Below are 14,374 nucleotides of genomic sequence, written 5' to 3'. Positions count from 1 at the left end.
TCGCGATCGTGATGGCGGCCTTTTCGCGTTCCCGACCCGGCCGACAGCGAAATTCCGGTGAACACGGTCACTGTTCGTCCGCGGTTCACCACCGAGCCGCACCGCGGCTCTCGGTGCGTACGCGGCAATCTGTCAAAACTCTGTCGGACTCGACCCAGTTTCTGCGCTCCTGCCCGAACCTGAGGGCGTGCAGCAGAGGAGAACGCACGGTGGACGGGGTCCTGCCGTGGCCGCCCGAGTTCGCCGATCGCTACCGCGGCGCCCGCTACCGGAACGGTAGCTCCCCCGGCAACCGCGGGCCGGGAGCGCCGAACGGCACGGCCGTCGCCTCCCGCCGTGCCGCTCGGCGCGGCGACCGGATTCCGTATGGCTGATTCCTCACTTCTCCGACGTCAAGTGAAATTGGATCCTCACCGGAAGAGCTGGTTCACATGCGCGGCAGGGCAGATATCGATGTGACCTCCGAGGAACGCAATGAGAAGGTCAGGCGGCTTGACCCGTTGCGGCTGGACGAAGACCTCCGGGCACTGCCGAAAATGAATGAGACCGCGGACGTCGCCGCGTTGGCGCGAGTCCTCGGCGGGGCGGTCCCCTCCGACGAGAGCGTCGCCGGATTCACCCCGGCGGAATGCCTCGCCGCCATGCGCGATCTGGGCATGTATCTGGGCAGCATCAAGAGGCACGGCGTGTCCCCCTTCGACGTCGTCCCCGGCGCCGCGAGGTCGTTGGAGCTGCTGGGGCAGCGCACCCGGATGATTCCGCGCGACACGGTCTACCACTACACGTGCTGGAACCCCGTGGGCGAACGTGAGCGGCTCTACACCGGGCATCAGATGGAGCGCTGCCTCATCGATGCGATACGCACATGCGTGCCGGATCTGGCATATGCCGTCGAAGTCGGCCGCTCATTACAGGGCGAGGATCCGGCCGATTCTTCCTATTCCGACAAGATTTTCTCCCTCGCATCGTACATAGCGGCGGCAGACAGAGCAATGGGTGATGTCATCGCCCAGGTCACACCCGAATTCTTCGCACAGGTCCTCAGGCCGTTCTTCGAAGAAGTCGACATCGCGGGCCACACGTACATGGGCCCGGCCGCCGCCCATATTCCGATCTTCCTCGTCGACATACTGCTGTGGGCGTCCGACCGAAGCAGCGGAGAATATTTGAAGTTCTGCCAGGAGTTCGCCTCGCACACTCTCCCGCATTGGCAGGAATGGTGTTCCGAGTGGATGAGGACGCCGTCCGTGACCTCTCGTGTCACCGCGGCTCTCGACGGTTTCCGATCGCCGGCCGAGGCGGCGAACGCGGAGTCCAGCGCACGGGGTCTGCGGCAGGCCCTGCGGTCGCTCATCTCGTTCCGGGGAAAACATCTGGTGATGGCGCGGCGCGCCTATCACGAGGAGATCCGGCTCTACGAGATGGGCAGCGGCGGAGCACGGGTCGAACTGCTCGAAGAGATTCTCGCCCTCACCAGACAGAACGGAGCCATGATAACCGCGGCCACCCCGCGATGAGCCCGGATGTCGTGACGTGACCTACAGGAGTGGAATGCCGGCGATGAGAATCACGATTGTCGGGGCCGGCATCGCCGGGCTGGCCACCGCGGTCAGTCTTCACGCGGCCGGATTCGAGGACGTCACCGTCTTCGAGGCCGATTCCCGGATCCGTTCGCTCGGGCTCGGGCTGAACATACTGCCCAACGCCGTCCGCGAGCTCGCCGAACTCGGACTGCTGGAGAAGTTGCAGCAGCGGGCCGTCCGCACACGGGAACTGGCGATGTACAACCCGCACGGCGATCTCGTGTGGCGGGAGGATCGCGGGCTTGTGGCGGGCTATCGATGGCCCCAGCTCTCGATATCCCGCTCGCCGCTCGTCGAGGTCCTGGCCGCGGAGGTGCGGCGCCGCCTGGGCACCGGGGCCGTCGTCACCGGCACCCGGCTCACCGGGCTGCGCGTCGAGCCCGGCACGACGTGCGGCGTGTTCACCGGTCGGGACGGCTCCACACGGACCGTGGAGACGGACGTGCTCATCGGCGCGGACGGCGTTCATTCGGCCGTGCGTGCGGCGCTCTACCCGGAGGAGGGCCCTCCCCCGACGAACGGCGTGACGATGTACCGGGGAACCGCGTGGGGAGACCCGTTCCTGACCGGAAGCTCGATGGCCGTGCTGGGAGACGACAGAAGGCGGCTCGTCCTGTATCCGATAGACAGGGACGAGGCGACGGGCAAGGTCCTGATCAACTGGGTGGCCGCCTTCCCCGACGGAGAAGACGACAGGCGCAGGCCGTCCTCGGACGGTGCCGCGGAGATGCGGACGACCGTCCTGCGTCAGTTCGGCGACTGGGCGCCCCCCGGGCTGGACCTGACGCGCCTGCTCGACGACACGCGGGACATCCACCGATACCCGATGATCGACAGAGATCCCCTCCCACGGTGGACGTTCGGAACCGTGACGCTCGTGGGCGACGCCGCCCATGCGATGTATCCCGCGGGATCCAACGGAGCCACACAGGCCGTCGTCGACGCCCGGGTGCTCGCCTGGCATCTCGCCGGGCATCCGGACGCGGGCGACGCCTTACAGGCGTACGAGGACGAACGCCGGCCGCAGATGACGGAACTCCAGAAGGCGAACCGCTCCATGGGGCCGGAAAGAGTCATCACCCTGGCCCACGAGAGGGCTCCGCGGGGATTCGACGACGTACGGGACGTGTTCAGCGAGGAGGAACTCGCGGAGATATCCCGCGGCTATGCCCAGACGGGGAAGTTCGATCAGGACTGGGTCAATTCACGGCCCTCACTGACTGTCCACCGACGTCATGAGCCGGACATGCGGCGAGAAACCTGGAGTGCACAGTGACAGACACCTCCCGGCGGGACGACAGGTCCGAGGCCGTCAAGGAGACCAGTTTCATCACCGCCGCCATCCGAGCCATGGAGAACGACCGCGCCGACCCGTACGTGGTGGATCCCTATGCCACGCTGTTGGTCACGCCCCGGTCGAAGACGATGGCGGACGAGGCGCTGGCCGCCGGCGGCACGATCGGGTCCGTGATCGTGCGAGCCCGTTTCGGTGACATCGCGCTCGCCCGGGCGATCGACGAAGGGATCGCACAAGTGGTCTGCCTCGCGGCGGGCGGTGACACGCGGGCCTGGCGTCTCGGTCTCCCTTCGCACGTCCGGTTCTTCGAGGTCGACCTGCCCGGCCAGCTGGAGGCCAAGGAGAAGCTGCTCGCCCCGGTCGAGGACCGGCTCACCTGCCGCCGCGTCTGCCTCGGGGAGGACCTCCGGCAGGAGACATGGCCGCCGCGGCTGGTGGCCTCCGGCTACGATCCGGGCGAACCCGCTGTGTGGATCATCGAAGGACTGCTTCCGTACCTGCGGCTCGACCACTTCACCGGGCTGATCGCGAACGTCACGAAGATGTCGAGCCGTGGTTCGATCCTGCTGATCGACGCACCGCACGCCGACTTCTACCGGGATCCGGCCAACGAGAGGTTCCTGACGTTCATGAAGTCGCGGGGATCGGCGTTCCAGCTCGGGCTGGAGGACTTCGGCGGTTTTCTCCGGGAGCACGGCTGGCAGGCGGAGGCGTACACGTTGAGCGAGCTTTCCGCGGGCGCGTGCGGATGGCTGCCCTCTCCCCCCGGACGTCTCTGCCCGCCCCACGACCATCACTGGGTGGCCCGCGCGCACCTCGCTTGACGATTCCTCAGTCAGGCGGGCGCGCGGTCCACGAGCACTCGGGCGAGGACGACGGTGACGACCCCGGCCAGGACCACGGAGAGCAGTCCGACGCGCAGGCTGACAAGGTCGGCGACGAAGCCGACGAGCGGCGGCGACAGCAGGAATCCTCCGCGCAGCAGCCAGCTCACGATGGTCAGGCCTGTGCCGGCGGGCAGCCCGGGCAGTTCGTCGGCGGCGTGCATCGCGGCGGGGACGAGGGTGGCGACGCCGAGCCCCGCGAGGGCGAAGCCGGCCAGCGTGGTCGCGATCGACGGCACGGCCAGGGCGGCGCCCATGCCGAGCGCGGCGAGGGCCGCGCCGGCGCGGACGACGGCTCGCCGGCCGAAGCGGTCCACGACGCGGTCGCCGGTGAGGCGGCCGGCGGTCATGGCGGTCTGGAGAGCCACGACGGCCAGGCCCGCGGTGGCGGCTTCGGCGTGCAGGTCAGCGCTGAGATAGATGGCGCCCCAGGACGCGCCGGCGTCCTCGACCAGGGCGCCGCAGGCGGCGAGCATCCCGAGCGCGGCGAGCATCCGCACGGCGAAGCCGGTGAACGAGCGCCGGCCTCCGTGTGCGGGCGGGGCGGCCGCGTGGCCGTCGGCGGCGGCGAGGTCCTGGGCCTCGGCGGCACGTTCGGCGTCTTCGGGACCGGGCAGCAGGAACCGGTGGGCGACGAGGGCGACGATGCTGAACACCGTCGCGGAGATAACGAGGTGGAGCGCGAGAGGAATGTGGAGTCCGGCGGCTGCCGAGCCCATGAGGCCGCCGATGACCGCGCCGACGCTCCACAGGCCGTGCAGCGAGTTGAGGATGGACCGCCCGTACAGGCGTTGCACCCGCAGGCCGTGGGCGTTCTGCGCGACGTCCACGACCGCGTCGAGAGCGCCCACGACGAACAGCGCGCCGCCCAGGGCGATCCAGTTCGGCGCGATGGGGACGACCAGCGTCGCGACGGTGGTCACGACGATCCCGAACGCGCCCACGCGCGCCGAACCGAACCGGCGGATCGCGGCGCCGGCCAGCAGCCCTGCCAGCAACGCGCCGATCGGAGTCCCGGCCAGCGCCGTCCCGAGCACGGCGTTGCTCACGCCGAGGTCGGCCTTGATCTGCGGATATCGCGGGACGATGTTGAAGAACACGGCGCCGTTGGTGAGGAACAGCGCGGCGACGGCGGCGCGGGCCCGGCGTACCTGGCGGGTGGGTGCGGTCAGGGGGACGGCGGCGGACATGAGCTTTCCGATCACAGTGGTGCGGTGGAGGGGTGGGGGCGGCGTCAGCCCAGGTATCGGTGGATGGCGTGGCGGATCTGCGCGGGCGTCATCGGGTCGGTCGACAGGGCGCTGTGCAGCACGAGCCCTTCGATGAGCGCGTCGAGCTCCCTGGCGGTGGTGGCGTCGAAGTGGCGTTCCAGCGCCCGGCGGCTGCGCGCCATCCACGCCTGGGTGACGGCCCTCAGGGCCGGCTCGCGCGCCGCGGCCAGGTACAGCTCCACGGCGAGGATGAGGTCGCGCTGTGAGCCGAGCAGATCATCCGACACCAGCGCGATGACGGCCTCGACCGCCGCCTCCCGGTCGTGGGCGGCACGCATGCGCTCGTCGAAGACGCGGGCCACCGATTCGGCGTGCCGGGTGAACGCCTCGGCGAGCACCTCCTCCAGGGACGTGAAGTGGTAGGTCATCGACCCCAGCGGCACGTCGGCGACACGGGCGATCTCCCGATGCGTCGTCCCGGCGACGCCCCGGTCCGCGATGACGGTGAGTGCGGCGTCGATGAGCCGGTCCCGTCGTCCGGGGTCGTGGCGGCGAGGCCGCCTCGGGACGGGCTGCCGCGGGGTGGCAGGGCCGCTCACGCCGTGTCCGGCCCGATCGCACGGATCACCCGCGCGGGGTTGCCCACCGCGACGACGTTCGCCGGGATGTCGCGGGTGACCACCGCACCGGCGCCGACGACGGCGTTGTCCCCGACGGTGACCCCGGCCAGGACGATCGCCCCGCCGCCCAGCCACACGTTGTCGCCGATGGTGATCGGCTCGGCCGCCTCCCACTTGGCCCTGCGAAGCTCCGGATCCACCGGGTGCGTCGGGGTGAGCAGCTGGACGTTCGATCCGATCTGCACGTCGTCGCCGATCGTGATCGGCGCGACGTCGAGGGCGACGAGCCCGTAGTTGGCGAACGACCGGGCGCCGATGCGGATGTGGCTGCCGTAGTCCACCCGCAGCGGCGGCCGGATGAAGGTGTCCGCACCGATCTCCCCGAGCAACTCGGCGAGCAGCCTGCGGCGCTCCCGGGAGTCGCGGGCCGGGGTGGCGTTGAACGCCTCCATCAGGTCCATTGCCCGCAGGTGGTGCTCGGCCAGCTCCGGGTCGTCGGCGATGTAGAGGTCACCGGCGAGCATCCGCTCGCGCATCGACCGGCCGTCCGCGTCAGACATCATACGTACAAGTGTACATATCGCACATATCCGCAGCTGGCCCGGCTGACTCGGCAGCGCGGACCGCAGGGACATCACGGTCTGCGGCCTGGAGGCCGACGGGGTCGAGGAACATCCGGACGTCAACCGGCGCTGAGCCCTGTACGGTTCCAGGAGGGCGCTCGCAAGGAGGTCAGTGCCGTGAAACAACGCCTGCGGTCGATTCTCGCGGGGCTACGTCATGATCTCGCTGGATTGAACAAGCGCAAGGGCGGGCGGCCGGCAGAGGGATACAGCCCAGCTTTTGATCCATCTCTCCCGCGGGGCGTGGTTTCCCACGGCCCCGGCCCGGACGGCGAGGACCACGCCCACCACGGATAATTGAATTCGGCGATGATCGGAAGGTTTCTCCGGACGCACCGGGATGCCGTGGTCTGGCGCTCCGACCGCGCCGCCGGCCCGGCATGCACCGCGTTTCCCTGCGAGCAGGGAATACGTCGGTTATCCTCCGAGCGGAGGCGATGGGATGGCGATGTACGGGCGAGACGACGAAACCTGGGATCTGCTCGTCGATGCGGGGCTCGAGTTCCTGGCCGAGGTCGCGAGTAAGGGCGGCACGACCACCTATACCGATCTGAACGCGGCCTTGGTCGAACGCACCGGGTTGCCGGGATTCGATTTCGAGCGAATAGACGAGCGCGCCGCGATCGGCCATCTCCTCGGGAAGATCGTGGAGAGGAACCGGCCCGAGACCGGATGGATGATTTCGGCGCTGGTTCTCTACAAGGACTCCCCCGATGCGGGCCCCGGCTTCTTCAATCTCGCCGTCGAGTTGGGCTTACTCACTCCGAAGCCTTCCTTCGAGCAGAAGTTCCTGTTCTGGCGCCGGCACTACGACGGCATTCACGACTACTACCGCGGCCGTGGAGCGGCGTCTTTCAGCTGAGGCGACAGCGGTGGAGTGCCGGAGGACCGGCTTTCCTGGCCGCCTTCTCAGACCGCCCTGAAGTTGCGGCGGCGAGGACGTATGGCGAGGACCGAGGCGGCACAGTACATCGGGGAAACAACACGGGGTTGTAGCCGGCGCCGCCGTCGCTACGCGGCCAGTTGTCGGTCGCGACGGTGACCGAGGTCGCCACGATGCCGAGAACCGCGAACTTCACAGCGATCGGCAGCGCCGGGCGCCCGTCCGGGAAGAGCGCGGTCGCGAGCAGCAGCGGCGCCATGACCTGCGGCACCCAGATTTAGTAGTGCGGCCACGACTCCCAGCTCGCGCCGATTCAAATCGCAGCGGAGGCCACATGCCGGACATGCTCCTCTCGTGCCTGTTCGGCCGCCACTCTGTTCACCTGTCGCCGGGGCCCGGCCCGCGGAGGCCGATTGCACGCGGCCGCCGGTGGGGCGGCGCCTGCGCCCGAGAGATCAACCCCCGGCCCCCGGCGTTGCGGGGTGACCGCGTCGGGCCGGGATGGGAGTCCCGGCCCGACCTCGGCGCTGTTTCCGCGAAGGGGGTCAGGGGCTGGCGCAGGTGAGGGCGGGGGTGGCGGCGGAGCCGTTGGCGGTGAAGCCGAAGGTGGCGGACGCTCCGGCCGCGAGGGAGCCGTTGTAGGACGCGTTGCGAACGGTCACCGAGGAGCCGGACACACTCTGCGTGCCGTTCCACAGGCTGCTGATGGTCTGCCCGCCCGGCCAGGTCCACTTCACCGTCCACCCGTTGACCGGCGCGCTGCCCGCTTGCACCGTCACCTCCGACTGGAAGCCGCCTCCCCAGCTGTTGACCGTCTTGATGGTCGCCGAGCACGCGCCACCGATCGGAGACCTGGAGGGAGACGCGGACGGCGAGGAGGACGGCGACGAAGAGGCCGAAGGGGACGAGGTTCCGCTGTTGAGCGCGTTCAGGGCCGCGGTATAGGCGGGCTTGGGCTTGTAGCCGGAGTCCCACATCATGGCGGCGCCATAGCCGGGGAACGTCCCGGGGATCCAGGAATGGCCGTCGTCGACGCCCCACTGTGAGACGCCGACGCAGCGGGAGACCGCCAGGCAGGCGTTCACGACCTTGCCGTAGTCGGCGCCCTGCTGCTGCAGTTCGGAACTGTCGGCCGGCATCGGGATGCGGTCGTCGATCTCGGTGACGGCGACGTCCAGGCCCAGGTCGGCGAAGCGCTGCATGTTCGCCTGCAGGGACGAGGGAACCTGCCCGACGACGAAGTGGCTCTCCAAACCGATGCCGTGCAGCGGAACACCCTGGGACAGCAGCGACTGAGCCAGCGAGTAGAGCGCGTTGCTCTTGGCGTTGATGCCTTCGATGTTGTAGTCGTTGATGTACAGCTTGGCGTTCGGGTCCGCGGCGTGCGCGGCCCGCAACGCGTTCGCGATGTAGTTGGCGCCCATCGCCTTGTAGAACACGTCCTGGCGCAGCGTGCCGTCCTCGTTGTACGGCTCGTTGACGACGTCCCAGGAATAGACCTTCCCCTTGTAGTGGGTGGCCTCGGTGGTGATGTGGTTCTCCATCACGCTCTGGATCTGGTTGAGCTGAACGCCGGTGACCCAGGCGGGCAACTGGGCGTGCCATACCAGGGTGTGCCCGCGTACCCGCATCCCGTGGGACTGGGCGAAGGAGACGATCTGGTCACCTGATCCGAAGTTGAACGAGCCTCTGGACGGCTCGGTGGCGTCCCACTTCATCTCGTTGCCGGGGGTCACCATGTCGAACTCGGCCGCGGCGAGGTTGGTCAGGGTGCCGTTGCCGAGGTCGCCCCGCGTCAGCGCCGTGCCGAAGTACCTCCCCCTGGCCTCGGCCGACGCCTTCAGCGTCGACGCCGCCTGGGCCGGCATCGCCAGGCCGACCGCGGCGGCGGTGACCGCGGCCAGGGCGGCGGCCAGACCGCCGGCCAGACCGCGGGCGCGGCCTCGTGACCGGCCCGGTTGCTTCGGATGGTTGGGCGGTTTCATTTCGGCCCTCCAGGATGCGGATGCTGTGTGCGGGCACCCCCGTATTGTTAGCGTTAACAATCTCCCTTCTCGGCGTCCCCTCAGCCCGATGGTGGTGCAGCGGAGCAAATACGACACGGACCGGCCCGTCAAGAACGCCCCGCCCTTCCGCATGGACCTCACCTCTTACACCCCGCGCCATCACCGCATACGTGTCCCGTCCCGCTTCGTACGCGCACCTGCCGCTGAAACGTTCAGCACCCGCGACCGCCTGTGGCCGCATCGCCGCGAGGCCGGGGACGGCGGATTGCATGAGACCGGCCGTCCCGGCCCTTCCGCGTGTCGCGGTGGACTTGTATGGAACATTGGTATTCCAAAATCGGGCGTCCATGTCCCATTATGAGAGACGACATGCCGACGTCGAAGGCTCTTCGGGAGCCGGCGAGGGGAGATGGCGTGACCATCCTCGTGACAGGAGCGACGGGCAACGTCGGCCGCCTGGTGGTCGATCGGCTCGTCGAGGCCGGAGTGACCGTACGGGCGCTGACCCGCGACCCGGACGCCGCGGCCCTTCCCGTCGGCGTCGAGGTCGCCGCCGGAGATCTCAGCAGGCCGCAGAGCCTGACCGAGGCGCTCGACGGTGTCCGGCGCATGTACCTCTTCCCCGTGGCACGCACCGCGCGCGAGGTCGTCGGCCTGGCCGAGCGGGCCGGAGTACGGCGGATCGTGGTGCTCTCCTCCGGAGCCGTCACCACCGGTCACGACACCGGCTTCCATCTCCCCGTCGAACGGGCCGTGGAGGCCTCCGGCCTGGAGTGGACCCACGTGCGTCCCGGCGAGTTCGCGCTCAACAAGCTCTGGCTGTGGGGACCCTCGATCCGGGCGGAACGGGTCGTACGAGACCCCTATCCGATGGCCGCCGGATACCCCATCCATGAGATGGACATCGCGGACGTGGCCGCCGCGGCCCTGCTGGGGGACGGGCACACCGGCCGGGCCTACACCCTGTGCGGACCGGCGCCGATCGACAACCGGGAGCAGGTCCGCGTCATCGCGGAGGCCCTCGGCGAGGAGATCCGCTTCGAGCGGGTCACCCCGGACCGGGCCCGCGAGATTTACAGAAAGCAGGGCGGGTTCGCGGCGGCCAACGCCGGCTTCCTGCTCGGGTTCGAGGACTACTCGGGTGTCGAGGTGGACCCCTCCGACGCCCACGGGAAGTGGCGGCATGAGGCCCCGGTCGAGATGCCGACGGCCGAGGCGGTCACCGGCAGGCCCGCCAGGACGTTCGCGCAGTGGGCGCGGGACCATGCCCGCGACTTCCGTTGACATCGGCCCGGCGCCCGCGTCGTGTCCGACACGCCCTGGGTCCGGCCCGCCGTCGAGAAGGGTAGCGACCCGATCTCCGGGGGCGGCGCCGAGGGTGCGCCGGCCCCGCGCGGCCCTGCGCGGCCCTGGCGGACAGCGGCGGGAACGCCACCGGGGTCACTTATTAGGCTCGGGTCATGTCGAGCACCACGTCCCCGGAGGCGACGCCCGCGGAGTCCCGGGTCCGCGCACGCACCCGTCGCGCCATCCTGACGGCGGCGGCGTCCCTGTTGGCCAGGAACCGCGCCGCGACGCTCGCGGAGATCGCCGAGGCCGCCGACGTGGGCCGCACCAGCCTGCACCGCTACTTCCCCGACCGGGAGACGTTGATCAACGCGGTCGTCAGGGACTCCGCGAGCGTGATCAGCCGGGCGGTGCGGGACGCCAGGCTCGACGACGGCGATCCGGTCGAGGCGATGCGCCGGCTGGTCGCCGTGATGCTCGACGTCGGCGACCATCTGCTGTTCCTCTTTAGCGATCCGGGCGTGCGCGCGACCTTCGAGAGCCTGGGCGAACCGGCCGCCGGGGCCGACCCCGTCGCCGACCTGATCGAGCGGGGCCGCGCCCAGGGGGCGTTCGACCCGCAGGTGAGCGGCGCCTGGATTCAGGGCGTGTTCTGGGCCCTTCTGTACGCCGGCTGCGACGCGGTGCACAAGGGGCGCGTCCCTCGCCACCAGGCTTTGCACTCGGTGCTGCGCAGTCTCGAGAACGGCATCCGCGGCGGAACGCCGGAGGCGGGGACCGGCGGGTGAGCTCCGGCGGGCCTCCCCCGCTCGAGGCCGCCTGTCCCACGGCAGCCCATGGCCCTGATCGGCTGGAAGAGCCGCGAGGCGCCGGTGCGGGTCACTCGGAAGGCCGGGGCCCGGCGGCGCGGCGCAGCCGGTTGGCGATCGCGAGTCCCAGACCCTCCTCCACCGGCAGGGACGCGACGATGAGGTCGCACCCCCGCTGGTCGAGCTCGCGCAGGAACCCGTACAGCCCGTGCGCGTAGGCGGCCATCGAGTCCGGGAGCGCCACCACGGCGTGCGCCTTCACCTCGGCGTCGGCGAAGGAGGGGGGAAGGAAGACGCCCACCCGGTGTCCGAGCTCCTGCGCGAGCTCTGCTTCGGCGACGACCTTCTCGGGCTCGACGAGGACGACCCGCGCGCGCGGCGCGTAATGGGACGGATGCTGGCCCGGCACCCGGATGCGGCTCGTCGAAGGGACCGCGAGCGGGCTCCCCAGCACCGCTTCGAGGTCTTCGCGCGTCACCCCGCCGGGCCGAAGGACGCTCGGGGTGCCGCCCGTGACGTCGACGATCGTCGACTCGACGCCGACCTCGCAGGAGCCGCCGTCCAGCACGAAGTCGACGGCCTCACCGAGCTCCGCACGGACGTGACTCGCCGTCGTGGGGCTGACCGAGCCGAAGCGGTTGGCGGACGGGGCCGCGACACCGCCGCCGAAGGCCGACAGCAACGCGAGGGCGACGGGGTGGTCGGGCACCCGCACGGCCACGGTCTCCAGGCCACCGGTCGTCTCCAGAGGCACCCGGCGGCCGCGCCGCAGGACCAGCGTGAGCGGCCCCGGCCAGAAGCGTTCGGCCAGCAGGCGTGCCGTCGCGGGCACGTCCTCCACCCAGTCGCCCAGGTGCTCCACGCCGCCGATGTGAACGATCAGCGGGTGGGTGGGAGGGCGCCCCTTGACCTGGAAGACGCGCGCGACAGCGGCAGGGTCCTCGGCGTTGGCGCCCAGGCCGTAGACGGTTTCGGTCGGGAAGGCCACCAGGCCTCCGGCGCGCAGCACCCCGGCCGCCTTCTCGATGTCACTGGTTCTTGCCGTCACCTTCGCAATCCTCTCACTGTTCCTCCGTCCCTGTTCCGTGGCCCCGTCGGCGCATCAGTGCGCCGTGAACAGACCGGAGGAACCGTCGTACTCGACGGCGGGGCAGCGCCGCGCCCCCGGCAAGGTCACAGGGCGCCGAGTTCGCGCAGGAACGACTCATGCGCGCCCGACGCCACCGCGATCACGCGGGCACCCTTCCATCTCGCCAACTGCAGCGCGAAGTGCCCCACGCCGCCCGTGGCCCCGTTGACGCGGCGACGGCCTCTACGATCGCCTCGCGGCGAAGCTGGGGTTCACCGAGGTCGAGCGGTTCCAGGCCTGGGACGCCGAGCAGTGGCTCGGCCTGCGGCCCCCGGCCGCGTGATGAGGCTACGCGTTTCCCCCGATGAGCTGTCCGCGCACGCGGACCTGCCCGGACCGTTGACGGCCCGTCGCGGCGTCGCCGTTCCAGGGCGGCTCAGGGGGGCGGGAAGAAAAGGCGGGCGTGCAGCGAAGGATGGATGAAAGTAATGATCACCATCCGGAAGGCGCATTCATGACGGAGACGGGCACGTGACCGCCGACGTGGGCGAGCAGGTGACCGACGCCGAGCTCGTCGCCGGCTACCAACGGAACTCCGAGCTGTTCACCGCCGTGTATGACCGGTATTTCCACGACATATACCGGTACGTGGCGGGACGCCTGGGCACCCAGGTGGCCGAGGACATCACGGCAGAGACGTTCCTGCTGGCGTTCGACCGGCGTGACCGATTCGAGCCGGAAAGAGGGGGGTTGAGGCCCTGGTTGTTCGGCTTCGCCACGAACCTGGTGGCCAGGCACCGCCACAAGGAGGCCCGCCGCTACAAGGCGCTGGCCCGGCTGGACCCCGCGCCGGTCGTGGAAGGACACGAGAGCCAGGTCGTCACCTCCGTGACCGCCCAGCCGTACCTGGCCAAGGCACTCGCCTCACTGAACGGCGGCGAGCGTGACGTGCTGCTGCTCCTGGCGCTGGGCCAGCTCAGTTACAACGAGGTAGCGCAGGCGCTCGGCATTTCCCTCGGCACAGTGGGCTCCAGACTCAGCCGGGCCCGCGCCAAGATCCAGGCCCTCATCGACAAGGAGACGACCTGTGAATGACCTGGAAGAGATCGCCACTCTGCTGGCCGAGCCGGAGCCGTCCGCTGCGGCGGTCGCGCGCGGCAGAGATCGCCTTCAGCGAAGGATGCGGTCGCGCCGGCGCGTCGGCTGGTTCGTGCCGGGAGTCGCACTGGTCGCGGCCGGGGCCGCCGCGGCGGTCGTGTTGACCACGGGGGCGCCCACGAACGACGGCGCACCGGTCACGGGTAAGGATGTCCTGCTCATGGCCGCCGTCAGCGCGGAACGTACGCCCCAAGGTCCCGGGACGTACTGGCACGTCACGCGGCAGTCGTCCACGCCGGACGGCCCGCGGATGGAGAGCTGGACCAGGCGCGACGGCAAGCGCTGGATCAAGGGGATGCCGGGGGATCTCCCGGACGCCGTCATAACGGCGCCGGCCTGGAAAACACTCAGCCTCAAGGGCGCCAAGGTGACCTTCGGGGAACTGGAAAGGCTGCCGACGGACCCGGAGGCGCTGAAAAAGTGGATCATCGACCGCAAGGGCAACGAGAATGACATGTCCGCATCCGAGATCCATGGCGATCCCACCTTCACCCTGCTCGCGCTGATCATGGGGCTGCCGGCGCCCGCGGAGGTCCGTTCGGCGGCGTTCCGGGCGCTCGCCGCGACGCCGGGAGTCGAGAACGCGGGCGCGGTCGAGGGCGGCCAGCGACTGCGCTTCCCCTACCCCGGTGGCGGTAAGGACATCGAGCTGGTCGTCGATCCCGAAAAGGCCCTGGTGACCCGCTCCAACCTCGTCATCACCGACGACGGTGACCTGGCCTGGGACGACAGGCTCATCTCCCTGACCACCGAGTGGACGGACCGGCTTCCTCCGGTGAAGAAGAGCTAGGGCACCGGTCATGTAACCGTCAGTCGGCCGGCCCCGATTGGAGGTCGGCCGTCTGACGTGTGATGGCGTGAAGGTAGTGGACCACGACGGTGCGGCGGAGGCCGAACAGGTTCTCTCGGGCGCCGGTTCTCCGCTGATCAGCGCGGCCCGGGTG

The 14,374-nt window shown here is 69.8% G+C and carries 15 protein-coding genes; 9 read left to right on the top strand and 6 right to left on the bottom strand.

What is annotated here, in order from left to right:
- The first annotated feature begins 209 nt into the window (after positions 1–209).
- Genes ACQPZZ_RS17000 through ACQPZZ_RS16985 form a run of 4 tightly spaced genes read left to right on the top strand, consistent with a single transcriptional unit; the run spans position 210 to position 3,704 of the window.
- Entirely contained in the window at positions 210–374 is a 165-nt protein-coding gene (locus ACQPZZ_RS17000; protein WP_432933136.1) for a hypothetical protein, read from the top strand.
- A 57-nt stretch (positions 375–431) separates the two neighbouring features.
- Positions 432–1,517: a monodechloroaminopyrrolnitrin synthase PrnB family protein gene (locus ACQPZZ_RS16995; protein WP_432933135.1), complete on the top strand. Its 1,086-nt coding sequence runs from the start codon at positions 432–434 to the stop codon at positions 1,515–1,517.
- A gap of 43 nt (positions 1,518–1,560) precedes the next feature.
- Positions 1,561–2,859 carry a flavin-dependent oxidoreductase gene (locus ACQPZZ_RS16990; protein WP_432933133.1) on the top strand — a complete coding sequence of 433 codons (1,299 nt, stop codon included), beginning with the start codon at positions 1,561–1,563 and terminating at the stop codon, positions 2,857–2,859.
- Entirely contained in the window at positions 2,856–3,704 is an 849-nt protein-coding gene (locus tag ACQPZZ_RS16985; protein WP_432933131.1) for a class I SAM-dependent methyltransferase, read from the top strand. Before ACQPZZ_RS16990 ends, ACQPZZ_RS16985 begins: the two co-directional genes overlap by 4 nt.
- Positions 3,705–3,715: 11 nt before the next feature.
- On the opposite strand, the gene ACQPZZ_RS16980 is transcribed toward ACQPZZ_RS16985, so the two are convergent.
- Genes ACQPZZ_RS16980 through ACQPZZ_RS16970 form a run of 3 tightly spaced genes read right to left on the bottom strand, consistent with a single transcriptional unit; the run spans position 3,716 to position 6,158 of the window.
- Positions 3,716–4,969, bottom strand: coding sequence for an MFS transporter (locus tag ACQPZZ_RS16980; RefSeq protein ID WP_432933129.1), 1,254 nt, complete (start codon positions 4,967–4,969; stop codon positions 3,716–3,718).
- A 29-nt stretch (positions 4,970–4,998) separates the two neighbouring features.
- Positions 4,999–5,574 carry a TetR/AcrR family transcriptional regulator gene (locus ACQPZZ_RS16975; RefSeq protein ID WP_363642904.1) on the bottom strand — a complete coding sequence of 192 codons (576 nt, stop codon included), beginning with the start codon at positions 5,572–5,574 and terminating at the stop codon, positions 4,999–5,001.
- Positions 5,571–6,158, bottom strand: coding sequence for a sugar O-acetyltransferase (locus ACQPZZ_RS16970; RefSeq protein WP_432933127.1), 588 nt, complete (start codon positions 6,156–6,158; stop codon positions 5,571–5,573). Before ACQPZZ_RS16970 ends, ACQPZZ_RS16975 begins: the two co-directional genes overlap by 4 nt.
- Before the next feature lie 502 nt (positions 6,159–6,660).
- Here ACQPZZ_RS16970 and ACQPZZ_RS16965 point away from each other — a divergent pair.
- Positions 6,661–7,080 carry a hypothetical protein gene (locus tag ACQPZZ_RS16965; protein WP_363642908.1) on the top strand — a complete coding sequence of 140 codons (420 nt, stop codon included), beginning with the start codon at positions 6,661–6,663 and terminating at the stop codon, positions 7,078–7,080.
- Here ACQPZZ_RS16965 and ACQPZZ_RS16960 read toward each other — a convergent pair.
- Positions 7,073–7,360: a hypothetical protein gene (locus ACQPZZ_RS16960; protein ID WP_432933125.1), complete on the bottom strand. Its 288-nt coding sequence runs from the start codon at positions 7,358–7,360 to the stop codon at positions 7,073–7,075. The two genes, ACQPZZ_RS16965 and ACQPZZ_RS16960, sit on opposite strands and share 8 nt — an antisense overlap.
- Positions 7,361–7,646: 286 nt before the next feature.
- Positions 7,647–9,086, bottom strand: a complete 1,440-nt coding sequence (locus tag ACQPZZ_RS16955; protein ID WP_432933123.1) for an endo-1,4-beta-xylanase — start codon at positions 9,084–9,086, stop codon at positions 7,647–7,649.
- A 435-nt stretch (positions 9,087–9,521) separates the two neighbouring features.
- Between ACQPZZ_RS16955 and ACQPZZ_RS16950 the strand changes: the two genes are divergently transcribed.
- The gene (locus ACQPZZ_RS16950) at positions 9,522–10,391 is read left to right on the top strand and encodes an NAD(P)H-binding protein (RefSeq protein ID WP_432933121.1); all 870 of its coding nucleotides are present in this window, start codon (positions 9,522–9,524) and stop codon (positions 10,389–10,391) included.
- A 176-nt stretch (positions 10,392–10,567) separates the two neighbouring features.
- A complete protein-coding gene (locus ACQPZZ_RS16945; protein ID WP_363642914.1) occupies positions 10,568–11,182 on the top strand; it encodes a TetR/AcrR family transcriptional regulator in 615 nt (204 codons plus the stop codon).
- Between the two features lie 91 nt (positions 11,183–11,273).
- Here the strand turns inward: ACQPZZ_RS16945 and ACQPZZ_RS16940 are convergent, their stop codons facing one another.
- Positions 11,274–12,251 carry an L-threonylcarbamoyladenylate synthase gene (locus ACQPZZ_RS16940; RefSeq protein ID WP_432933119.1) on the bottom strand — a complete coding sequence of 326 codons (978 nt, stop codon included), beginning with the start codon at positions 12,249–12,251 and terminating at the stop codon, positions 11,274–11,276.
- A 552-nt stretch (positions 12,252–12,803) separates the two neighbouring features.
- On the opposite strand from ACQPZZ_RS16940, the gene ACQPZZ_RS16935 reads away from it, so the two are divergent.
- A complete protein-coding gene (locus ACQPZZ_RS16935) occupies positions 12,804–13,367 on the top strand; it encodes an RNA polymerase sigma factor (RefSeq protein WP_432933117.1) in 564 nt (187 codons plus the stop codon).
- A complete protein-coding gene (locus tag ACQPZZ_RS16930) occupies positions 13,360–14,220 on the top strand; it encodes a CU044_5270 family protein (RefSeq protein WP_432933115.1) in 861 nt (286 codons plus the stop codon). The genes ACQPZZ_RS16935 and ACQPZZ_RS16930 overlap by 8 nt, the downstream gene beginning before the upstream one ends.
- Positions 14,221–14,374: the final 154 nt, after the last annotated feature.

The organism is Microbispora sp. CA-135349, assembly GCF_050947365.1.
In the GTDB taxonomy this organism is placed as follows: Bacteria; Actinomycetota; Actinomycetes; order Streptosporangiales; family Streptosporangiaceae; genus Microbispora.
The sequence above is the reverse complement of the archived record's forward strand: the minus strand, read 5'-3'. Positions and strand labels throughout refer to the sequence as shown.

Coding starts and splice junctions, on each gene's coding strand:
- ACQPZZ_RS16965 (WP_363642908.1), top strand. CDS start 6,661: ATGGCGATGTACGGGCGAGACGACGAAACCTGGGATCTGCTCGTCGAT.
- ACQPZZ_RS16995 (WP_432933135.1), top strand. CDS start 432: ATGCGCGGCAGGGCAGATATCGATGTGACCTCCGAGGAACGCAATGAG.
- ACQPZZ_RS16955 (WP_432933123.1), bottom strand. CDS start 9,086: ATGAAACCGCCCAACCATCCGAAGCAACCGGGCCGGTCACGAGGCCGC.
- ACQPZZ_RS16990 (WP_432933133.1), top strand. CDS start 1,561: ATGAGAATCACGATTGTCGGGGCCGGCATCGCCGGGCTGGCCACCGCG.
- ACQPZZ_RS16960 (WP_432933125.1), bottom strand. CDS start 7,360: ATGGCGCCGCTGCTGCTCGCGACCGCGCTCTTCCCGGACGGGCGCCCG.
- ACQPZZ_RS16945 (WP_363642914.1), top strand. CDS start 10,568: ATGTCGAGCACCACGTCCCCGGAGGCGACGCCCGCGGAGTCCCGGGTC.
- ACQPZZ_RS16970 (WP_432933127.1), bottom strand. CDS start 6,158: ATGATGTCTGACGCGGACGGCCGGTCGATGCGCGAGCGGATGCTCGCC.